Annotated in this window: 19 protein-coding genes; 14 read left to right on the plus strand and 5 right to left on the minus strand. The window is 59.6% G+C overall.

Annotated features, from left to right (window positions below; genetic code table 11):
• Window positions 1–152: 152 nt before the first annotated feature.
• The 8 genes from ffh to O3649_RS02565 all read left to right on the plus strand — a co-directional run bounded on the left by ffh (window position 153) and on the right by O3649_RS02565 (window position 8,577).
• Entirely contained in the window at window positions 153–1,733 is a 1,581-nt protein-coding gene (gene ffh, locus O3649_RS02530; protein ID WP_049342095.1) for a signal recognition particle protein, read from the plus strand.
• A gap of 113 nt (window positions 1,734–1,846) precedes the next feature.
• A complete protein-coding gene (locus O3649_RS02535) occupies window positions 1,847–4,753 on the plus strand; it encodes a hypothetical protein (protein WP_371572614.1) in 2,907 nt (968 codons plus the stop codon).
• Window positions 4,754–4,765: 12 nt separating this feature from the next.
• On the plus strand, window positions 4,766–5,251 hold the full coding sequence (locus O3649_RS02540; protein WP_012903358.1) for an NUDIX hydrolase: 486 nt from the start codon (window positions 4,766–4,768) through the stop codon (window positions 5,249–5,251).
• A gap of 288 nt (window positions 5,252–5,539) precedes the next feature.
• Complete coding sequence (gene rpsP, locus O3649_RS02545) at window positions 5,540–5,962, plus strand: 30S ribosomal protein S16 (protein ID WP_005505689.1); 423 nt, start codon at window positions 5,540–5,542, stop codon at window positions 5,960–5,962.
• 2 nt (window positions 5,963–5,964) lie between these two features.
• Window positions 5,965–6,210, plus strand: a complete 246-nt coding sequence (locus O3649_RS02550; RefSeq protein ID WP_005505691.1) for an RNA-binding protein — start codon at window positions 5,965–5,967, stop codon at window positions 6,208–6,210.
• A gap of 262 nt (window positions 6,211–6,472) precedes the next feature.
• Window positions 6,473–7,135, plus strand: coding sequence for a ribosome maturation factor RimM (rimM, locus tag O3649_RS02555; protein ID WP_005505693.1), 663 nt, complete (start codon window positions 6,473–6,475; stop codon window positions 7,133–7,135).
• Between the two features lie 3 nt (window positions 7,136–7,138).
• Entirely contained in the window at window positions 7,139–8,080 is a 942-nt protein-coding gene (gene trmD, locus O3649_RS02560) for a tRNA (guanosine(37)-N1)-methyltransferase TrmD (protein WP_371572616.1), read from the plus strand.
• 209 nt (window positions 8,081–8,289) lie between these two features.
• Window positions 8,290–8,577 carry an antibiotic biosynthesis monooxygenase gene (locus O3649_RS02565; RefSeq protein WP_005505695.1) on the plus strand — a complete coding sequence of 96 codons (288 nt, stop codon included), beginning with the start codon at window positions 8,290–8,292 and terminating at the stop codon, window positions 8,575–8,577.
• Window positions 8,578–9,258: 681 nt separating this feature from the next.
• Here O3649_RS02565 and O3649_RS02570 read toward each other — a convergent pair.
• On the minus strand, window positions 9,259–9,675 hold the full coding sequence (locus O3649_RS02570) for an MmcQ/YjbR family DNA-binding protein (RefSeq protein ID WP_371572618.1): 417 nt from the start codon (window positions 9,673–9,675) through the stop codon (window positions 9,259–9,261).
• 92 nt (window positions 9,676–9,767) lie between these two features.
• Here O3649_RS02570 and ettA point away from each other — a divergent pair, with 92 nt between their 5' ends.
• Together ettA and O3649_RS02580 are read left to right on the plus strand one after the other, a co-directional pair.
• On the plus strand, window positions 9,768–11,447 hold the full coding sequence (gene ettA, locus O3649_RS02575; RefSeq protein ID WP_005508129.1) for an energy-dependent translational throttle protein EttA: 1,680 nt from the start codon (window positions 9,768–9,770) through the stop codon (window positions 11,445–11,447).
• Window positions 11,448–11,680: 233 nt separating this feature from the next.
• Entirely contained in the window at window positions 11,681–12,256 is a 576-nt protein-coding gene (locus O3649_RS02580; RefSeq protein ID WP_070819529.1) for an HdeD family acid-resistance protein, read from the plus strand.
• Window positions 12,257–12,374: 118 nt separating this feature from the next.
• Here O3649_RS02580 and O3649_RS02585 read toward each other — a convergent pair whose 3' ends face one another.
• Window positions 12,375–13,283, minus strand: coding sequence for an acyl-CoA thioesterase II (locus tag O3649_RS02585; protein WP_070819530.1), 909 nt, complete (start codon window positions 13,281–13,283; stop codon window positions 12,375–12,377).
• 205 nt (window positions 13,284–13,488) lie between these two features.
• Between O3649_RS02585 and O3649_RS02590 the strand changes: the two genes are divergently transcribed.
• Complete coding sequence (locus O3649_RS02590; protein WP_049345632.1) at window positions 13,489–14,352, plus strand: hypothetical protein; 864 nt, start codon at window positions 13,489–13,491, stop codon at window positions 14,350–14,352.
• A gap of 276 nt (window positions 14,353–14,628) precedes the next feature.
• On the plus strand, window positions 14,629–15,234 hold the full coding sequence (locus tag O3649_RS02595) for a hypothetical protein (protein WP_005508133.1): 606 nt from the start codon (window positions 14,629–14,631) through the stop codon (window positions 15,232–15,234).
• A 143-nt stretch (window positions 15,235–15,377) separates the two neighbouring features.
• Here the strand turns inward: O3649_RS02595 and O3649_RS02600 are convergent, their stop codons facing one another.
• Together O3649_RS02600 and pepN are read right to left on the minus strand one after the other, a co-directional pair.
• Window positions 15,378–16,535 (minus strand): SGNH/GDSL hydrolase family protein, encoded by a 1,158-nt coding sequence (locus tag O3649_RS02600; RefSeq protein WP_005508134.1) that lies wholly within the window; start codon window positions 16,533–16,535, stop codon window positions 15,378–15,380.
• Window positions 16,536–16,835: 300 nt separating this feature from the next.
• The gene (pepN, locus tag O3649_RS02605) at window positions 16,836–19,385 is read right to left on the minus strand and encodes an aminopeptidase N (RefSeq protein WP_371572621.1); all 2,550 of its coding nucleotides are present in this window, start codon (window positions 19,383–19,385) and stop codon (window positions 16,836–16,838) included.
• 379 nt (window positions 19,386–19,764) lie between these two features.
• Between pepN and O3649_RS02610 the strand changes: the two genes are divergently transcribed.
• Together O3649_RS02610 and O3649_RS02615 are read left to right on the plus strand one after the other, a co-directional pair.
• Window positions 19,765–20,256 (plus strand): ribose-5-phosphate isomerase, encoded by a 492-nt coding sequence (locus O3649_RS02610; protein WP_070605377.1) that lies wholly within the window; start codon window positions 19,765–19,767, stop codon window positions 20,254–20,256.
• 103 nt (window positions 20,257–20,359) lie between these two features.
• Complete coding sequence (locus tag O3649_RS02615; protein WP_070633974.1) at window positions 20,360–21,244, plus strand: Fpg/Nei family DNA glycosylase; 885 nt, start codon at window positions 20,360–20,362, stop codon at window positions 21,242–21,244.
• Window positions 21,245–21,350: 106 nt separating this feature from the next.
• On the opposite strand, the gene O3649_RS02620 is transcribed toward O3649_RS02615, so the two are convergent.
• A complete protein-coding gene (locus O3649_RS02620; protein WP_304193814.1) occupies window positions 21,351–21,596 on the minus strand; it encodes a hypothetical protein in 246 nt (81 codons plus the stop codon).
• Window positions 21,597–21,843 lie beyond the last annotated feature (247 nt).

Consider the following 21,843-nt stretch of genomic DNA (forward strand, 5'->3'; position numbering starts at 1 on the left):
AAATCCTGAGCTCAGGGTGAACCGGTGCCACTTATCCACAGGTGGAGGCGGGGGAGAAAGCGCGCATCCTGTATCCTTAAAGACTGACTAACCATCCCCGTTCGCCTTCGCGGCTGGGGGCCACCTCAACGTTAAGAAAGTGATCACGGCTCGTGTTCAATTCTCTCTCCGACCGCTTGACGGCAACTTTTAAGAACCTGCGCGGCAAGGGCCGCCTCTCCGAGGCAGACATTGATGCAACCGTCCGCGAAATCCGCCGCGCCCTGCTCGACGCTGACGTCGCCGTCCCCGTGGTCCGCGAATTTACCGCCCACGTGAAGGAACGCGCTCTCGGTGCGGAAGTTTCCGAGGCGCTGAACCCCTCCCAGCAGATCGTCAAGATTGTGAACGAGGAGCTGGTGAGCATCCTCGGCGGTTCGACCCGCCGCATCAACATGGCGAAGAGCGGCCCGACCATCATCATGCTGGCGGGTCTGCAGGGTGCCGGTAAGACCACCCTGGCGGGCAAGCTGGCTCACTGGCTGAAGGGCCAGGGTCACACCCCGATGCTGATTGCATCCGACCTGCAGCGCCCCAACGCGGTGACCCAGTTGAAGGTTGTCGGTGAGCGTGCGGGCGTGCCCGTGTACGCGCCGCACCCCGGTGTGACCAGCGAGTTTGACGTACCCACCGGCGATCCCGTGCAGGTGGCACGTGACGGTGTGGCTGAGGCTCGCGCTAAGCTGCACGACGTGGTGATTGTCGATACCGCGGGTCGTCTGGGTGTTGACGCCGAGCTCATGCAACAGGCACGTAACATTCGTGACGCTATTGAGCCGCACGAAGTTCTGTTCGTCATCGATGCGATGATCGGTCAGGACGCCGTGAACACCGCTAACGCCTTCAACGAGGGTGTGGACTTCACCGGTGTGGTCCTGTCTAAGCTTGATGGTGACGCCCGCGGTGGTGCGGCGCTGTCGGTGGCTTCGGTGACCGGCAAGCCGATTATGTTCGCGTCCACCGGTGAGAACGTCACTGACTTTGAGCAGTTCCACCCGGACCGTATGGCAAGCCGCATCCTGGATATGGGTGACATCCTGACTCTGATTGAGCAGGCTGAAGCTCAGTGGGATAAGGCTGAAGCCGACCGCATGGCGAAGAAGTTCATCGATCAGGAAGACTTCACTTTTGAGGACTTCCTGGCTCAGATGCAGCAGATTCGTAAGCTTGGTTCCATGAAGAAGCTGCTCATGATGATGCCCGGTGCGGCTCAGATGCGTCAGCAGCTTGAGGCTTTTGACGAGCGCGAGATTGACCGCGTGGAGGCGATTGTTCGCTCCATGACCCCGCATGAGCGTGTGGCTCCGCGCATCATTAACGGTTCTCGCCGTGCCCGTATCGCTAAGGGTGCGGGTGTGACTGTGTCTGAGGTGAACCAGCTGATGGAGCGTTTCGCTCAGGCTCAGAAGATGATGAAGAAGCTCGCTTCGGGCAAGATGCCCGGCATGCCCGGTGGTATGCAGATGCCCGGTATGGCGGCTGCGGCCGGTGGCGCTCGTAAGAACGCGAAGAACAACAACAAGAAGAAGAAGGCTCGCTCCGGCAACCCGCAGAAGCGTGCGGCGCAGGAGGCGGCAGCAGCTAAGGCGCAGCAGGCTCGCGCCGGTGCTGCATTCGGTCAGCAGGCTCAGAACCAGGAGATGGATCTGTCCAGCATGAACCTGCCGAAGGGCTTCGAGAAGTTCCTGCAGTAAGAGCAAATATGAGCCCGGTAAGGGGTGGTACGGGTGCGCACGTGGTGACGGGCGCACCCGTACCGGTATGGTGCCCGGTTTGGGTGCATGAATGGTGTGAAGGGAAGGTATCAATGGCTCAGAACGAGCAGAATTGGGATCGAGAGAACGCGGATAATCAGCTGAATGAGCAGGTCATGCCGTGGTCTCAGCGCGCCTTCGCTGATGATGCTGTAGAGGACCCTGCCGGCGCATCTGCCGCTGAGTCTGTAGAGGAGTCTGCAGGCGAGTCTGCAGTTGAGGAGGGCTCGCTGGGCTTCTCTGATGCTCTCGCAGAGGTTCTTGAAGAGGACCTTTCGGGCGATCTTGAAGACGGCATCGCAGGCGACTTTGCGGACGGCTTCGACGATGATTCGAGCATCCTTCCCGGGTACATCCCCGTCTGGGCGCGTATCGCCCTCGAGTACGGGGAGCACTCCGCCGAACTGGCGGGCGACCTCGTCTACTCCAGCGAGAGTGACGACCCCGCCGTTGACGACGTTGCCGCAACCATTCTGAACCTCATTCGTGAGGCCCGCAGCATGCATGATGAGGTGAAGGCGGAAGACCCCGATAAGCAGCGTGCCTGGAACGACCGTACGAAGGTTGACCGCCTCGCCGCCGCCCTGGAGAGCGAAGAGTGGACCGTCGATAAGCTCACCGGCATGTGGGAGGATGCCCCCGCACCTGCCGGAACCGGTGAGTCGGATAGCCCCGAGTACCTGCGCGCCCAGGATGAGGAGCGCACCGCTGAGAAGCAGCGCAATGAGCGCATCGAGCAGACCATGGAGCTGGAGGAGAAGATTCAGCGCCGCCGCATCATGGCTCGTTCCACTACCGATGAGGAGCTGATTGCCGCCCTCATTGAGGCGACCGCCGCCTCCCCGGAGCTGATTGCTTACGAGATGGGTGAGCACCAGGTGCAGCTCTACGTGCTGTGCGCGGTGGACGATGAGGGCTACATGAACGTGCTGGAGGTCGCTGACGGCCACCTGCACGTGGGTACTCCGGTTGAGGATTATGTGGCTCAGCTGGTGGATCAGCTGCCGGTTACCGGTGCCGCCCTCGAGGGTGAGGCGACCGTGTGGGAGGAGCTTCCCGGTGGTCAGGGTGAGCTGGAGTTCCTGGTGGACGGTGACGCCGCCATGCTCGTTGACCTGCCCATTGACATGATTACCGGGCTTCTTTTGGCGTACCTTCCTGCCGGTACCCGGCAGGTTGTTGCCGCGCCGGCGGGGGAGTGGACCCTCATTTCTGCCGACCCGGTGGATTTGATGGCTCTGCTGGGCCTGCTGAACTGCAACGCCCTGATTGCTGAGGGCAACGCGAACCAGCAGCACCTGGTGGTCTATGAGGAGCCCGCCCGTGAGCCCTACTCGGATGAGGAGTGGTACCTGGAGGCGTTCGGTGAACCCTACGAGAATATCGTGGAGGAGTTCACCTGGCAGCGTGTGCCTAAGCGCCTGAACCGTGCCCTCAGCCGCGAGGAAGTCGCACGTTTTGGCGGCGTGCTGGAGGACCTGCTCTCGGAGCTTCCCGGTAGCGCCCCGGAGCTGGCGGGTTCGAAGATTTTCGGTTCTGATGAGGATGAAATCGAGCAGGGTATCGCTAATGTCATGGCGATGTTTGGTGTGGAGGCTGACTCCATTGCCGGTCGCCGCCTGAATGCGTACCTGCGCGATACGAGCAATACCCTGGCATTGGAGTCGGTGCTGCAGCTACTGGATGTTCCCACGGAGCTGGCGCTGGTGCCGACCACCGGTTTTGATGTGGCGTCGATTAGTACGGCGCGCATCTTCGGCAATGAGGATGAGGGCTTCGCGCAGCCTGCGGCTGACTCTGCTGAGACTAACTCTGCCGACGCAGCTGATTCGGCTGATGAGGCGCAGACTTCTGAAGCCCTGGACGTTACCTTCCCGCTGGATGACTCCGTTGTCGAGGCTACCTTCTCCGAGAGCACCCCCGTAGAGGATGATTCCTTCGAGGATGACGAGGAGATTGAACCCTACCCGGGTAACTTCCCCTCGCCCATGGAGCGTAGCTACCGACTGGTTGCGACCGGTCGCCGCGTGACCCTCGCCGAGTGGATGGACGCCATCAGCGAAGGCCATATTCCCTTCGAGTACACGCACATGTCTTTCCCGAAAGACGCTCTTGATGAGGAAGAAGACTTCCTGGACTCTGAGCCGTTTGATGACTTCGAGGGTCCCTACGAGCAGGACCGTGATTTCGATAGGGACGACGCGCAGCCTACGGGTGGCAGGAAGTTCACCCCGGAGGAAGAAGAAGCCATTCTTGCGCATTTGCGGGCTGCCCTGGCACCGCACTCCGCCAAGTCCGCAACAGAACACTCTGCCGCAGAACAGTCAGCCGCATCGCAGTCCGAGGCGAACCCTGCTGAGGACGCGCCTTCTGATGCCGCGGGATCTGATGATGCACCGTCTGAGAACGCATCTGCTGAAGATGTTCCGTCTCAGGCAACGCAGGCATCCCCCTCCGCGTGGTCTGTCTCGAAGAAGCCTGCCTCGAAAAAGCGCCTGACTCCGGAGCAGATTCGTGCGAAGACCCGCCGCGTGGGTCTGGTCCTGGGTGCGGATGTGACCGCTCAGAGCGCTATCGCTCTGACCTTGGCGAATGTGGCGCGCCGCCGCCGTGCGCAGGGTAAGGCGAGCCGTAAGTTCTCGGTGGCTGCCGCACTCTTTGCGCTGAATGCCACGGTTGAGACGGCTCTGATTCCGACGATTCTGCATTCTTTCGACGAGATGCAGCGGAAGAAGCATGCCCGCCCGGTGGCGGATGCTGAGCTGGTGCATCCGGGTGACACCGCAGGGGAGCAACCCTCGACCAAGCGTACTCTGATTGATGACCTACGTGAGGGCCACTACCGCACGGTGGAGGATGCCGCCCCGTCCATGGAGCAGGCACCCTCTGGACTGCGTGAGCGTGCCCTGGGTATAGTGCGTAGCATCAGGCAGCGCGCTGCGAAGAAAACCGACCGCTAAAGGAAAGAAGCCATGAAGGATTCCTATCTGAGCGATGAAGAGCTGAAGGCTTTTATCGCCACCTTGCCCACGCGCCGTTTGGCGGCGGGCGCGCTGATTCGTAATGAGCGCGGCGAGATGCTGCTGGTGAAGCCGAACTATAAGGACGGCTGGATTCTTCCCGGCGGCACCGTGGAGGCGGGCGAGGCCCCCAAGCCTGGTTGTGAGCGTGAGATTGTGGAGGAGCTGGGCCTGGATGTGAAGCTGGGTCGCGTGCTGCTGATTTTCCACGGCTTGTCGCTGGGTGTGTGGGGTGATTCGACCTACTACATGTATGACGGCGGCGTGATTGCGGCGGATACGAAGATTACCCTGCAGGATGCTGAGCTGGTGACCTATGAGTGGGTTGCTCCGGAGAACCTGGAGGGCTACGTGCGTCCGTCGATGGTGGAGCGTCTGCGTGAGTGCTACCGCGCCCTGGAGACGGGGGAGACTCTGGAGATGAGCAACCTCGACTAGAGCTCGTCGATGAGGGGCTCGCCGAGTGTGTCCCATCAGAGCCTAGTAGCCGGGCGTATCATCGGGCACAGAACACTGTTTAAAAGTGATGTTCGGTGCCTGCGGCAATTATTTTTCCGTGTCGCTAGCTTAAAATCTTGGGCTCTGATACCCTAGCTGAGTACCCGGCGACGCGCGACCCCTCTCTTCGCGCGCCGTTGTGTCCATAGAGGCGCCGTGAATGGCCCGCCCCACGGGTGCTGAACCGTGTGCCTCGCACCAAATTATGAAACAGGAGTAACCACTAAAGTGGCTGTTAAGATTCGTCTCAAGCGTATGGGTAAGATCCGCGATCCTCGTTACCGCGTCGTGATCGCTGATTCGCGCGTCAAGCGCGACGGTAAGACCATCGAAGAGATCGGTATTTACCACCCGACCGAGCACCCCTCGCGTATCGAGATCAACTCTGAGCGTGCTCAGTACTGGCTCTCCGTCGGCGCACAGCCGACCGAGCAGGTTCTGGCTCTGCTGAAGCTCTCGGGCGACTGGGCTGCATTCAAGGGCGAGAAGGCAGAGTCCAAGGTTCTGCCCGTCGAGGCTAAGGCTGAGTTCGTTGTTCCCGAAAAGGGTTCCGTGATTCTGCCCGAGGCTATCACCCCCAAGGCTGAGAAGGCTGAAGAGGCTGCTGAGGAAGCAGCACCCGAGGCTGAGGCTGAGGAAGCAGCTGAGTAATTATGTTGGCTGACGCACTCGAACACCTGGTTCGAGGGATTGTCGATCGTCCGGAGGACGTGAAGGTGCGCCTGCGCACTCAGCGTCACCGTGAAACCCTTGAGGTTCGCGTGCATCCGGATGACCTGGGCCGAGTTATCGGCAGGTCTGGTCGTACCGCCAAGAGCATCCGTCTGGTGATGGACGCTATTTCTGATGGCGAGCCGATGCGTATCGACATTATCGACACCGACAAAAAGCGACGCTAGCTCGTAAACGCTTGAAGCCCCCGCTCCCGGAGTTTTTCCGGAAGGCGGGGGCTTTCGCGTACCCGCTTTCTCTTCTGAGTTGTCGGCGTGAGTTATCAGCATGAGTTATCTGTGCGAGCGCTCGCTCCGGCCGCCGTGGAGGCGGGGAAAGACAGCGGGGGAGAGGCGGCAGAATGCGCCTGTCCTAAGTGCCCGGTAGAATAGTGGGAGCCGTGCACGTGCACGGCGTAGGTTTTTAGCTTGTATCCAGCGGAGGAAAATTATGCAGGTTGTGGTGGCTCGTATCGGTAAGCCTCACGGTATTCGTGGTGAGGTGACGGTTCAGCTCTTTACTGATGCCCCGCAGGAGCGTTTTGCCCGCGGTGAGGTGCTCGGTATCGAGAATTTCAAGCCCGGCTCTGCTGCCGCTTCTGTGGCGCCTACCGGTGAGCTGACGGTTGCCGGTGCCCGCTGGAACAAGAAGATTCTGGTGGTCCGTTTTGATGAGGTGACTACCCGCAACCAGGCTGAGGAGCTGCGCGGCAGCCGCCTGGTTTACGAGGTTCCCGAGGATGAGGGCGATGAAGAGGGCTTCTACGAGCAGGAGCTGGTGAACCTGCCCGTGTACCTGCTGGCGGATGTTCCCGAGGGGGAGAGCCCCGTGGATAACCCGGCTGTGGGTAAGCCGCTGGGTAAGGTGACCGGTCTGCAGACCATGCCGGTTCAGGATTTGCTGCTGATTAAGCTGGCTCGTTCGCCGCGCCTTGCATCCGGTGCGGGTGAAGAGATCATGATTCCTTTTGTTGAGGAGATTGTGCCCGAGGTGGTTCCCTCGACCGAGGATGAGCCCGGCTTTGTGCTGTTGACTCCTCCGGCGGGTCTGATTGACCTGGTCGAAGATGCTGAGCAGGATTCTGCGCAGGCGACCGAGCAGGCGGGGGAGTAGTCCGTGCGCTACGACGTGGTCACGATTTTCCCCGAGTACCTGGAGCCGCTGAAGCTGTCCCTGCTGGGTAAGGCGCGTGAGAAGGGCCTGGTGGACCTGCACCTGCACGACCTGCGCGATTACACGTTTGACCGTCACCGCACGGTGGATGACACCCCGTACGGCGGTGGAGCGGGCATGGTGATGAAGGCGGAGCCGTGGGGCTTGGCGCTGGATGAGGTGCTTGCCGCCTCCCCTCTGAATGCTTCCGAAGACTCTACTGAAGGTGCTGAGCCCGCCGCTGATACCCGTCCGCTGCTGATTGTCCCGTCCCCTGCGGGTGCCGTTTTTGATCAGGCGATGGCGTACGAGCTGGCGGAGGAGAAGCATATTGTCTTCGCTCCGGCGCGCTACGAGGGCATTGACGAGCGCGTGCTGGACTGGGCGCAGGAGAGCTTCCGCGTGATGCCCGTGTCCCTGGGCGATTACGTGCTCTACGGCGGTGAGGTCGCGGTCATGGCAATGATTGAGGCTATCACCCGCCTGATTCCGGGCGCGATGGGTAACCCCGCCTCCCTGGAGGAGGAGTCGCATACGGGTGGCCTGCTGGAGTATCCGGTGTACACGAAGCCCGCCGTGTGGCGTGAGCGTGAGGTGCCGGAGGTGCTGCTGTCGGGTAATCACGGTGCGATTGCGCGTTGGCGTCGTGATCGTCAGATTGAGCGCACCCTGGAACGCCGCCCGGACCTGCTGGAGGCGTACCCGGTGGAGCAGTGGGATAAGAAGGACCGCCGTTTCTTGGCTGAGCGCGGGGTGCATTTTGCGAACCCGGCGAAGGCGGCTCAGAAGAAGGCGAAGAAGAACCCCGCAACGCAGGCTGATAGTGCGGCTCAGGCGGCACAGTCTGATACTGCACAGTCTAATACCGTGCAGCCTAATACCGTGCAGACCCAGCCGGATTCCTAAGCTTCGAACGGGTGCTTGTGGGTGCCTCGTGATTCTCTGAATGGGGGTTAGCGTCATATATCTGTTAGTTGGCGCTAACCTCTATTTTTTGTGCCCGTGAACCGTTATTCTGAGGTTAACCTCGCTAAGAACATAGCTCATCTATAGCTGATGCGAGGTTGTAGCACGCTTTCATCGTTGAAAGCACGTACTCAACAGAAGGAGGACACATGTCCGTTGTTAAGGTTCACCGTCTTGCTGTCGTTGGCGACAATCGTGCTGAGCTGGAGAAGCGCTTTGCCGCTGCCCGCCACATCGCTGACTCTTTCCCCGGCTTTGAGGGTTTTGAGCTGTGGCGCCCCCTGGATGAGGGTGGCGACTATTTTGTGGTGACCCGCTGGGTTGATGAGGCAAGCCATGATGCGTACGCGGCGGCTCGTCGTGAGCGTGACCCGAATACCGTTGTTTCTCACGCTGATGGCACCATGAGCTTCGAGAAGGTGGAGTTCAGCGAGTAACCGGTCACTCTGGGGAATTAATAGATAAACCCCGCCGGTAATCGCTCTGAGTAGGGGTTTATCTCATTTTTATCTCAAATAGTGAGGGGCCGCACTAACTTTTCTGAATATTGCTTTAAGTGGGTATTAGCCCATGTGGAGGCGATATAAGGAGGGTTTAGAGCGGTCCCTCCTTGATTTTTCGGGGCTTAAAATCCGCAGGTATTTCGCTGTGATGGGATATGTGGGTTCGGCGCTATAAAACACCTGAAATACGCTCAATAGGAACCGGTGGAATACATCAACCCGAAAGTGACACCGTGATGCAAAAAGGCTATTATTATTCCCGAGAGCACACATTCGTCCGTGCCGGTAGTTCGGGCGAAGACAGCGATCCCCTCTCAGCTACATCGCATGACGTAGCTGAGTCACTCAAGGGAAATATTCAGTGCACCCATGTGAGCGCCTCCTCTGCATAGGAAGGTCTGGCAAGGGCGCCGACTCAACTATCACGTATTCACACAAGTGGTGCATGGTACGGAACCCCGCAATATATGGGATGGAGCTTGGTGGTTCGAGCGTTCATCGTGGTTGATGACCCTCCCAATCGCGGATAGGAATGTGCTTTGCAAAGCGGGTGAGCAAGCCGGTGGTCCGGACCGGTGCTCGCCCGCTCCGCTGTTTAAAAGATTCCTTCAGGCCCTAATGCTTTTCGGGCACTGGGCGCTCGCGGAACTCGATGGGTCGCTTCGCCTTGGGTAGCGAGTACATGACGCGCAGGTACGCATCCTCCACCAGCTCCTCCAGAACCCGCTCGGTTATGCCTTCGCCGGCGCCTACGGAAATCCAGTGTCGCTTATTCATGTGCCATGCCGGAATGATACTCGGGTAGATGCGCCGCAGCACCTCGGATTCTTCCGGGTCGGTTTTGAGGTTCACGATGGGGTGGCCGATGCCCTCCGTGTACATGGCGAAGATTTTGCCGCCCACCCGGTACACCGTGTGTTCGGGGCCGAACGGCTGATCACGCGTCGCCAGCGGCATGGCGAGCGCGAGGCGGTCAACGGCATGCTCGAGGTCTTCGGGTGCCAGAAGTTTGGGGGAGGAGTTTGTGCTCATAGCTTCGAGTCTAGTACCCGCGTGGTACTTCGCATAGCATGCAACCTAAAACTCTCGTACCCTCAGCCGAATCCACGCTAAAATAGGTAACTATGGCTGAATTTATTTATCAGATGATCAAGGCCCGCAAGACTGTGGGCGACAAGGTCATCCTTAACGACGTGACGATGTCGTTCTTCCCCGGCGCCAAGATCGGTATGGTTGGCCCGAACGGTGCGGGTAAGTCGACCATCCTGAAGATCATGGCTGGCCTCGACCAGCCCTCCAACGGTGAGGCACGCCTGACCGCAGGCTACACCGTGGGTATCCTCATGCAGGAGCCGCCGCTGAACGAAGAAAAGACCGTTCTGGGCAATGTTGAAGAAGGCGTGGGCGAAATCAAGTCCAAGCTGGACCGCTTCAACGAAATCTCCGCCCTCATGGCTGAGCCCGATGCTGACTTCGACGCCCTCATGGAAGAAATGGGTCAGCTGCAGGAGGCTATCGACGCCGCTAACGCATGGGACCTGGACTCCCAGCTGGAGCAGGCAATGGAGGCGCTGCGCTGCCCGCCCGCTGACATGCCCGTCACCCACCTCTCCGGTGGTGAGCGCCGCCGCGTGGCACTGTGCAAGCTGTTGCTGCAGAAGCCCGACCTGCTGTTGCTCGACGAGCCCACCAACCACCTGGACGCAGAGTCCGTGCTCTGGCTGGAGCAGCACCTGCAGTCCTACGAGGGTGCCGTCATCGCGATTACCCACGACCGTTACTTCCTCGACCACGTGGCAGAATGGATCGCCGAGGTTGACCGCGGTAACCTGTACCCCTACGAGGGTAACTACTCCACCTACCTGGAGAAGAAGCGTTCCCGCCTCGAAGTTCAGGGCAAGAAGGACGCTAAGCTCGCTAAGCGCCTGAGCGAGGAACTGGACTGGGTCCGCTCCAACGCTAAGGGTCGCCAGGCTAAGTCGAAGGCTCGTCTGGCACGCTACGAGGAGATGGCTGCGGAGGCTGAGAAGACCCGCAAGCTTGACTTCGAAGAGATTCAGATTCCTCCGGGACCCCGCCTGGGTAACGTCGTTATTGAGGCTGAGAACCTGCAGAAGGGCTTCGACGGCCGTTCCCTGATTAACGGTCTGTCCTTCTCCCTGCCCCGTAACGGCATTGTGGGTGTGATTGGTCCTAACGGTGTGGGTAAGTCCACCCTGTTCAAGACCATCGTTGGCCTGGAGCCCCTGGACGGCGGTGAGCTGAAGGTCGGCGAGACCGTGAAGATCTCGTACGTCGACCAGAACCGCGCGAACATCGACCCGGAGAAGAGCCTCTGGGAGGTCGTCTCTGACGGTCTGGACTACATCCAGGTCGGCAACGTTGAAATGCCTTCGCGTGCGTACGTTTCCGCGTTCGGCTTCAAGGGCCCGGATCAGCAGAAGAAGGCGGGTGTGCTCTCCGGTGGTGAGCGTAACCGTCTGAACCTGGCGCTGACCCTCAAGCAGGGCGGTAACCTGCTGCTGCTCGATGAGCCCACTAACGACCTGGACGTTGAGACCCTCGCATCCCTGGAAAATGCGCTGCTGGAATTCCCCGGCTGTGCAGTAGTCGTCTCTCACGACCGTTGGTTCCTGGACCGCGTGGCAACCCACATCTTGGCGTGGGAGGGCACCGATGAGAACCCGGATCAGTGGTACTGGTTCGAGGGTAACTTCGAGTCCTACGAGAAGAACAAGATTGAGCGCCTCGGCCCTGAGGCTGCTAAGCCGCACCGCGTGGTGCACCGCAAGCTGACCCGATAGGGTTTGGTGGTGAGCCCCGCCTCCTGATGCTGTTACGGCGCAGGAGGCGGGGCTTTGCTGTGCCCGCTGGACGCCGTATGTGCTGTATTCCGTATGCGCTGGCGAGGGGAGGTGCGCGTGTTCACCGGTAGAAATAGTTCGCCCAGTAGTGACCGGTACGTCGTAGCAGAGTACATATTCGCGGTTTAATGGACGTGTATAACTAACGCATTTGATACGAAGGGTAGAGTGTCATGCTTTCAAAATATAACTGGATGTCCTTAGCCACCGGTCTGCTGCTGGTCGCAACGGCAATCTACATGTTCGCCAACCCCGCCACCCCGCTGGCTGTTCTGGGTTTCGTGTTCTCCATCGCGGTGCTGCTCGGTGGCGTGTTTGAGCTGGTCCGCTACTTTGGCGCGTTGAAGCCGGCACGTACCGGCTGGGACCTGGTTAACGGCATCCTGACCGTGGTGGTTGGTCTGATTCTGCTGAGCGCTTCGGCTGGTGCGCAGGCGACGTACATTCCGACTATTGTGGGCGTGTGGCTGATTGCGTGGGCACTGATTCGTCTGATGACTGCTCAGGGCCTGAAATACCTGAGCTTCGCCGCCGGACGCCACCTGCAGTTCTCTGCTATCGGTACCCTGATCCTGGGTTTGCTCGTGCTGCTGTTCCCGATGTTCTTCGGTGCGGTGGCAGTGTGGCTGATTGCCCTGGTGCTCCTGCTGGCTGGTCTGGTGTTTGTGGGTGACTTCTTCGTTTCCCGCCGCACCAAGCGCACCGTGCACATTTCCCCGGACGGTGTGATTGACGTCGAAGCCAAATAAGAGCTTCCAAACGGCTTCTAGACCGTACACTAGAACATAAGAAAGACCGTGTGAGACAACCACCTCACACGGTCTTTCTGCATGCTCTAACGTTTTGAGCTGTCGCTGCGCCGAAACTCTATCGGTACTCGGGCAGGCGGAACATCATTTCCTGCGCCACGGTCGCCACCAGCTCACCGGAACGATTGAAAATTGAACCCTGCGCGAGCATCCTGCCACCCTGCGCGCTCGGGGAATCCAGCACGTACAGCAACCACTCGTCGGCGCGCGCCGAACGGTGGAACCATATCGCGTGATCCAGCGAGGCGCTCTTCAGACCCGGCTCCAGCCAGAACTTGCCGTGACGGCGCAGGGCAGGCTCCAGCGGCAGGTAGTCCGAAGCGTAGGCGATTGCGGCGCGGTGCTCCGCATCCGAAGCCTCGGAACCATCAGCGTGCACCAGGCGGTCAAAGGTCTTGAACCACACGCAGGCACGCGGCTCCGTCGAGGAGGAATCCGGCTGAGTGTACAGGGGCGCATCCACGTGGCGCATATCAATCGGGCGCTCCCACGCCACCGCCTGCGCAATCGGATGCGGCAACTCGCCCAGGTAGTCGCTGACCTTCGGCAGGGACTCGGGGTCCGGGACATCAGGCATGGTCACCGCGGTGTGCTCGGGGCCGCGGCTATCGGACTGGAAAGACATAATCGCCGAGAACATGGGCGCCTCATCCTGGAACACCTGCACGCGGCGGGTCGAGAAGGAACGGCTATCGTTCAGACGCTGAGTGGCGAAGAACAGTTCACGCTCAATATCGCCGGGACGCAGAAAGTAGGCGTGAATCGAGTGGATGTCCTTGCCCTCCACCGTGCGGTCGGCGGCAATAATCGACTGGGCAAGAACCTGACCACCGAAAGTACGCGGCTGTTCGCGGGTGAGCGTCACACCGGTGGACACTTCATCACTACCGAAGGAGGCGGGCGCCGCCTCCACAGGGGAGAGGTCCAGCATCCGCATGAGGTTTTGGGTCACAGTGGGCTTGGTCATGGTTTTATTCTCGCACGTTTTCAATGAACCGGTTTCTGGCGTAGAGTGGGAGAGCATACTCTGAGACAACCACGACAGGTTGATTCGGAACATTGACTAGGAACAATGACCCGGATAGTCGATCCGGAACGTCTGCCTAACACACCATCGCAGATATCACCCACCAACTTGCCACCGAGCAGGCCTACGCCGAAAAGGAGCAGAAATGACTACGCCGTCTGAAACCACCCCTGACAATACCCCCGTGCAGGAGAACGCTCCCGATCAGAACAGCGCACCGAACGCGGCGGCACCCATTGAACTCAAGTACAACCCCCACGAAGGCGTGGAGGAGCCCTACCTGATTCTGCCCGGCGGAGCGCAGGGTGCCGCAGCGGTCAAGGACCTTGCCACCTACATTTCTCGCGCCCTGGCGGTGAACCCGGACGCCGCTATCCGCCTGACTGCGCGCGGCCGCGTGGTGGCGGTGTTCGCCTGCTCCCTGGAGCCGGAGGACGCCTCCTCGGACACCCCGGTCATTATGGGTCTGCGTGCCCTGCACCTGCTGGCTGACTCCACCCTGGACATGACCGTACAGGCGCAGGCGCTGCTGGACCGTCTGGCGCGTCTGCAGAAGCAGGCAGAAGAACAGGGTAACGAAGAGAACCCGCAGCTGGTGCTGTTCATGCCGCCGGTGACCGTCAACGCCAGCTGGGCTGGCAAGTCAGCCCCGCTCAGCGGCTGGTACGAGGTTGGTACCGTCCCGGTTGAAGAGTTCCACCGCGCCACCGCAGAAGGCCTGGAGGCGGTAGAACGCGCCCTGCCCGAGAACCCCGGCGCTGCTGTGCTTTCTACGGTGCGCTCGCGTATTTGGTCCTCCGATATGGTGCTGGAGTACCTACCTGAGTTCGATACCGTGCTTGTGCCGACCGGCGCGGCATTCGCCCTGCGCGTGTTTGGTTTCATCCCGGAAGGCTTCACGGGCGATCTGCCGCTGTTCGCTGCGCATGTTGGTTCGGAGGAGTGGCTGCGCATTGTGGCGCCCGCCGGTATGGTGCTGGTGCGCCGCGGTTCCGGTTCGCTACTCTAACTTTCCTCGAGATATTTCTAGACTTTTTACGCTGGTGGTGTGGGCTCTTTGCCTGCGCCACCAGCGGTTTTTCTATGCCGTATGACATCAACGGGGTAGTTGTAATAATGACATTCGATAGGGCATTACTTTACGAAAATAGGGTATTCTAGAGAGACTACGCCCTTTCACCGGGGCGTCTTTGACACACCGATTACCAGCCACACCGCACGGGAACTCTTCCGCCGCGCCCTCACCAGGCGCATTCTTCCCGTACGGATCGAAAGTGAGACCTATATGGATCTGATTGCAGTCGACATTGACGGTACCCTTGCCAGCAACCGAGATCAGATGGACAAGTACCTGACCGGTTTCTTCGCAAGCAACCGCCGATTCTTCAAGGCCATCCGCAACGCCACGGTCAATGTTGAAATTGCCGACCGTGTTCGCGAAATCGCGGCAGACACCGGCGCAGAGGTCGTAGTAATTACCGGCCGCGATGGCACCTACATGAAGGAATTGAACCAGTTCATCGCCCGCGCAGGTCTGGAACCCAAGCACGTGTTCGCTAAGCCCGGCAACGACGGCTCCAACAGCCCCGCATGGAAGGACTCCGTCATTGAGTCCCTGATTGCTGACGGCAACCGCATTATCCACGCTTTTGAAGACACCGACCACGAGGTGTACCTGCGCCGCGGCATTCCCGTCACCTGGGTCGCCCCGATTCGCGACTACATTGGCGAATGGCACTACGAGTCGATCGACATTGACCCGGTCGCCTGGGCTGCCGAGCAGCGTGAGAAGGAAGCCGCTCGTGAGCGTCAGAAGCGTCGCCTTGCGGAGGGCGTGCTCGCACACCAGAAGGCCGAGGCGAAGGAACGCCAGGCAAACGTCGCGGCATAAAACCCGCACACCAACTTGAGAGCTGCGGTGGGTAACCCACTCAAACGAATGAGGCGCCGGAAGGATTCAATCCTCCCGGCGCCTCATTCTAATGCTATATGCGTTGATCGAAGCTGATGTACTCGGCTGATTACACAGTTAGTTTACGCGGTGCCGAGCAGTTCACGCAGACGAGTCGCAAAGGGGCCCGCCAGCTTATGGTGCGCCTTCTCCTTCAGATGCACGCCATCAGCCATGTCACCCTCAGCCAGGTAGAGGCTCTGCCAGCCCGAGGTGTCCATGAACAGCACGCCGGTCTCGCGGGCACCCTGCCTTGCCACCTCGTTTGCCACGTGACGCTTATGCGCCACCTGCTTATCCGGTGCAGACGCCTCATCCATAGACACCACACCACCGAACACAATCTTCGACGACGGGTACATACGTCGCAGCTGCTCAATGACCTGAGTCTGGTGAGCGTTCACGTGCTCGCGCGCCTTCGTCTCATCCTCGTGAATGTAAATGTCATTGCCGGAGGCGTCCAGGTAAATCACGCCGGGGTTACCGCTCGGCAGAGCCCAACGGCCACCCATCACACCCTGATAGTAGGAGGGGCACACACCCTCGCGGGCAGTCACAAAACCGATGCCGCCGCAACGGAACAGGTACGGGACGAAACCAGCCTGCTTCAGACCCAAACCAACCCAGGAGGTTGCGGTCACCTGCGAGTCACCAATCACCAGGGCATCCTTAGCGCCAAGAACATTGGTGTTACGCGGCAGACCGTTCGCCTTATCCCAGTAGAGTTCAGCCTTCTCAAACTTGGTGTACAGAACGCCCTTCTTGGATCGCCAGCTCACCGGCAGACCCTCCCAACCGGCAAAGTCGCTGTACCCACGCTGCTTCCACCAGTGCTCGTAGACGCCGGATTCCACCGCAACCGGACCGTACTTGGGGGTGTACATGACCACGCCACCCTTGAACTGCTGAACCAGCATGTCGGCGGCATCAGCGGAGGTGGGGAACGGCGCCTGAATCTCACCGGTTGCCTGCGCACCCTCCTTGCCGAAGGCGTTCTGCGCGGTGCGTTCCATCTTCTGCGCCGGGGTGGTCGGTTCCGGAGTCGGCTCGGGGGAGGGGGACTCGCTGGGGCTTTCCTGCGCCGACTGGGTAGGCTCGGCGCCCGCAGCAGCGGTAGCGGCGGTGCCACCGGGCGCGATGAAGCCTCCTGCGGAGTACACGCCAAAGGAACCGGCGGCAACCACAGCAAGGATTGTGCCGGTCAGAGAAACTTTCGCGATAGGAGACTTGATAGAAGGCATGCACAACAGTATACGATAGGCGCAACCCCAAGTAGAGAGCTTTTGAGGGATATTCAAATGAAAATAACAAAAAATATGCACCGCAGTGACAAGAATTAGACTCGGTGCGCAAACCTGTATGCAAACCGGTGTGCAACTTGGGGCACAACTCAAAATAGAACCGGCATAAACCCCATATAGAAACGTCCCCTCCCACCCCGAATCGGGGTAGAAGGGGACGAATAAAAACCCATGAGTAAAAACCTATGAGCAAAAACCCATGAGAGCAGGTGGCGAACCCGCCTCAGCTCACAAGCATTGTTAAATGTCAGCCGCCTGAACCTTCAGCGCACGAGCCACGCCGTCGCGTGCCTCCGCAATCTGACGGTACAGAGCCGCAGCATCCTCAGGCAGAGAAGCCAGGTACGCCTCGGTACGCTCCAGCAGCTCAGCGGTCGGCACGCTCGGGTACATGCCACCAATAATCTGCATGGAAATCTCGTGCGAACGCGAACGCCAAATACCCTCAATCTGCTCGAAGTACGGCTCATCGTACTGGGCAATCAGCTCGGGCTTGCCGGACTTGAAACCGGAAATAGCGTAACGCTGAATCATGTTCGACAGCTCGCCGGTCACCATGATCTTGTTCCAGTACTCAGCCTTAGCCTCCGCGGTCGGAATCGACGCGTATGCCTGAGCGGCGTACTGCTGACCGTTCGCGGTGTTGTCGTTCTCCAGCTCCGCAGCAATCTGCTCGGCGGAGAAACGGCCACCGGTAGCCAGGCGGCACACCAGGTTCCAACGCAGGTCAGCGTCAATATCCAGGCCCTCAAGGGTCAGCTCACCCTCGAAGAGACGCTGCACGTTGTCGTACTGCTCCTCGGTGCGGGTCTGGTTGATGAACGCCTGCAGCAGCTGCAGCTGAGCATCCGAATCGGGCTCTGCAACGCATGCCAGCTCCCACAGACGGTCAGCGGCACGGTGGCGGGTCTCCTCGCGAGCCTCAGGAGCCACGAAGGAGTGCAGAGTAGCGGACAGGTTGTTGATCTGGGTGCGCAGAGCGGTGGAGTTGGTCTCCTTACCGATGTTGTTCAGCACCAGGTCAACGTACTTACGTGCCGGCATCTGAGCGTCACGCACGGTATCCCAGAGCGAACCCCAGACCACGCCGCGAGCCACGGACGAATCAATGTCGCCCAGGTGCTTGATAGCGGTCTCGATGGAACGCTCGTCCAGGCGAATCTTTGCGTACGCCAGATCCTCATCGTTCAGCAGCAGCAGGTCGGGGCGCTTCTTACCGAGAGCCTCCTCAACCACGGTCAGCTCGCCGTCAATGTCCAGCTCGATGCGGTCGGTGCGGGTCAGCTTGCCGTCCACCAGGTTGTAGAAACCAATCACGGCACGGTGCGGGCGCAGGGTCTCGAAGCCCTCAGCGTAGGACTGACGGATACCCAGGTTCGAAATGTTGCCAGCCTCGTCATTCTCAATCTCAACGGCGAGAGTGTTCACACCAGCGGTCTCAAGCCACTTAGCGCTCCACGCACGCACGTCACGGCCGGAGGTGCGCTCCAGCTCAACCAGCAGGTCGTCAAGAACGGTGTTGCCCCAGCTGTGCTTATCGAAGTACACCTTCAGAGCAGCCATGAAGTTCTCCTGGCCAACCCACGCCACCATCTGACGCAGCACCGAAGCGCCCTTCGCGTACGTAATGCCGTCGAAGTTCACCTGAACATCGGCAAGGTCACGGATCTCAGCCACAATCGGGTGAGTCGAAGACAGCTGATCCTGACGGTACGCCCAGGTCTTCTCCGACGCGGCGAAGGTAGCCCACGCCTCCTTCGCGTAGCGGGTGTTCTCCGCAGCAGCCAGGGTCGACATGAACTCAGCGAAAGACTCGTTCAGCCACAGGTCGTTCCACCACTTCATGGTGACCAGGTCACCGAACCACATGTGAGCCAGCTCGTGCAGAACAGTGATAGCGCGGCGCTCACGCAGAGCCTCCGCAACCTTGGAGCGGAAGACGTAAGTCTCCAGGTAGGTCACGCAGCCAGCGTTCTCCATCGCACCGGCGTTGAACTCGGGCACGAACAGCTGATCGTACTTCTCGAACGGGTACGGGGTCTTGAACTGCTCCTCGTAGAACTCGAAGCCCTGACGGGTCAGCTCAAACATGTCCTCAGCATCCACGAACGGCATGAGGGACTTACGAGCGTACACGCCCAGCGGAATCACGCGACCCTCAGAGTTAGTCAGCTCGCTGGTGACCTTCTCGTAGGGGCCAGCCACAATCGCGGTAATGTACGAAGACATGCGCGGGGTCGGCTTGAAGAACCAAGTCTTCGCACGGCCGCAACCGCACTCCTTCTCCTCAACCTTCACCTCGGGCTGGTTAGACACAACCACCCAGTGCGAGGGAACGCGCACAATAAACTCGAATTCAGCCTTCAGGTCGGGCTGCTCAAAGACGGGGAACACACGGCGGGAATCCGGCACCTCAAACTGGGAGTACAGGTACACTTCGCCGTCGGCGGGGTCCACGAAACGGTGCAGACCCTCACCGGTGTTGGTGTAGAACATCTCTGCGTCAATGACCAGGGTGTTCTCAGCAGCAAGGTTCGGCAGCTGGATGCGCTCGCCATCCGCCAGGTCGGTGCTCAGCTCTTCGCCGTTGAGGTTAATGGACTTGACCGAGGAGGTGATGGCGTCAATGAAGGTGGAGGCACCTTCCTGAGCGTCGAAGCGAATTTCAACCTTCGAGGAGAAGACGTCTTTGTCCTTCGGAAGGTCGAGTTCAATACGGTACGAGTGCACGCGCTTAATAATGGATGCGCGTTCGATTGCCTCATTGCGGGTTAGGTTCAGGCCGGGCATACAGCTCCCTCTCCTTAGATGTGAATAGCGTGCCGTGTTGACACGCCCTGTCATGGTGCGCTGGTTCCCGAGGTGCGCGGCTCCTGCGACGCTGCATACGTAGCGCTGGAGGCCTTCAAGCTTGGGCGCGGCGAATCGGGACACCAAAAAGTGCCATATCCCACAGTCTACCGTATAGGTGGGGGTATAGAAGGCTCCGCATTACCCGAACCCGCGCGAATTCGATACAGTTAAGACAGAAAAAACCCAAACGGGGAAGCGTATCCCACCTGATGGATGCGCGGCGCACTCTAGCAACGGCGCTCAGAACTGAGAACCGGCGCCTCCCACGAACGCACAAACGCACGTCACACCAAGACAAAATCACCAGGAGAGTACCATGCGCGTACACATCGCAACCGACCACGCTGGCCTCGAACTGAGCCACTACCTAATCGAGTCCCTCACCGCTGCGGGCTACGAAATGATTGACCACGGCCCCGCCGACTACGACCCGCTGGACGACTACCCCTCGTTCTGCATTAACGCAGCCCTTGGCGTGAAGCGTGACCGCGAGGCTGGCCTGGACTCCCTGGGTATTGTGCTGGGCGGTAGCGGCAACGGCGAGCAGATGGCTGCGAACAAGGTTGAGGGTATCCGCGCGGCTCTGGCGTGGAACCACGACACCGCGGCACTGGCTCGCGAGCACAACAATGCACAGGTCGTTGCTGTGGGCGGCCGCCAGCACAGCAAGGAAGAAGCACTGGAAATCATCAAGGTCTTCCTGGCTACCCCCTGGACCAACGAGGAGCGTCACGCACGCCGTATCGGTCAGCTGGCTGAGTACGAGCAGACCGGCGACATTGCCGGCAAGCAGATTGACGCTGCCTAAGCTCTAAAATCTGAGGCGCATAGTGCAGGCTATGCGCCTCAGTCGTCTTTGCACCCCATATAATCCGCACTATTTCTAGCCGACAAGTTTTCGAGGAGAACCCGTGCCCGAAGGCCACTCCATCCACCGTATTGCCCGCCAAATCAGTGACGTCTTCACCGGCGAGCGCGTGCAGGTTTCCTCCCCGCAGGGCCGCTACGCCGAGGGTGCCGCCCTGCTGGATGGGCACACCATCACCGGGGCGTACGCGCACGGTAAGCACCTGTTCGTGACCTTCGAGAACGACCTGACCCTGAACGTGCACCTGGGTATTTACGGTAACTGGAGCTTCGGTGGGGATGAGACGTTCACGGGTGCTTCGAGCATTGGCGCGCCCCGCAAGATCGGCGAAAAAGAATACGCGGCGGGGGAGGGGGAACCCTACGCCGGTCCTCCCGAACGGAAGAGTACGGTGCGTTGCCGTATTGTTTCGGAGCACGGCTGGGCGGACCTGGTGGGCCCGACTATCTGCCGCACCCTCACTCCGGAGGAGGTGCGCACCGTCCGCTCCAAGCTCGGCCCCGACCCGCTCAACCCGGATGCCGACCCCGAACAGTTCTACCGCGCCGCACGTAAGAGCTCCCGCCCGATTGGCGTGATTCTGATGGACCAGGCGGCAATCTCCGGCGTGGGCAATATCTTCCGCGCCGAATCGCTGTACCGCCAGGAAATTGACCCGCTACGCCCCGGCAAGAGCCTCAGCGACGAGGAACTGGAGCGACTCTGGGAGGACAATAAGCACCTGCTGGTCATCGGCGTGCGCGTGGGGCGCATCATCACCACCGAGCCCGAAGACCGCCCCGGCGTGCCCGAAACCGAAGCGTGGCCCGACCACGCGAACTACGTGTACATGCACCACGGCGAGCCCTGCCGCCGCTGCGGAACGACCATCCGCATGGAGGAAATCGCCGGCCGCAAACTCTACTGGTGCCCCGGCTGCCAGAAGTAGTGGTATCCGGCTCTAACTCACGGCTGTGGATACGAGAAAAGCGAGGAGTCCTCGATAATAAATTGGGGCTCCTCGCTTAGCTCTACTGCTCTGATTTTGTGAGGGCTTATGAAGTGAAGATGAATTTCTCGCCCTTAGAGAGGCGCTGAGCCCACTCCTTCAGCTGTGCACTATCAACATTTCCACCCTGTTGCTTCACAAACTTCTGCAGTTCCGGCAGGATCAACTCCACCGGTTTGCCCTTCATAGTTGAGGCGATGCGGTCAAACTCATGCTGATACTTCTGAGTCGTTGCAGCAATCTGTTGCTGTACGAGCTTTTCCAAAGCTTTTTCATTAATCTTCAAGGTCACTGGATTTTCCTATCTGAAATAGAATACCTTCGAATAAGTGTACCATATTTTACGGTATATAATCCGCATTGATGCAAATATTCGTATTTGTCTCCGATTATTCTGCTGGAGTGAAGTTTTTTGGGGCGAGGTAAGTGTGTGGGGGCTCTATATTGTTGGGGATGACGGGCTGGAGTCTAAAAGTTTCGAAAGCTTTCGGAACTTTTAGACGTAAGCGATTCCCGGCAACCTTGAGCGGGATTTGTGG

Source organism: Rothia sp. 27098_8_29 (assembly GCF_041432785.1).
GTDB classification, from domain to species: Bacteria; Actinomycetota; Actinomycetes; order Actinomycetales; family Micrococcaceae; genus Rothia; species Rothia mucilaginosa.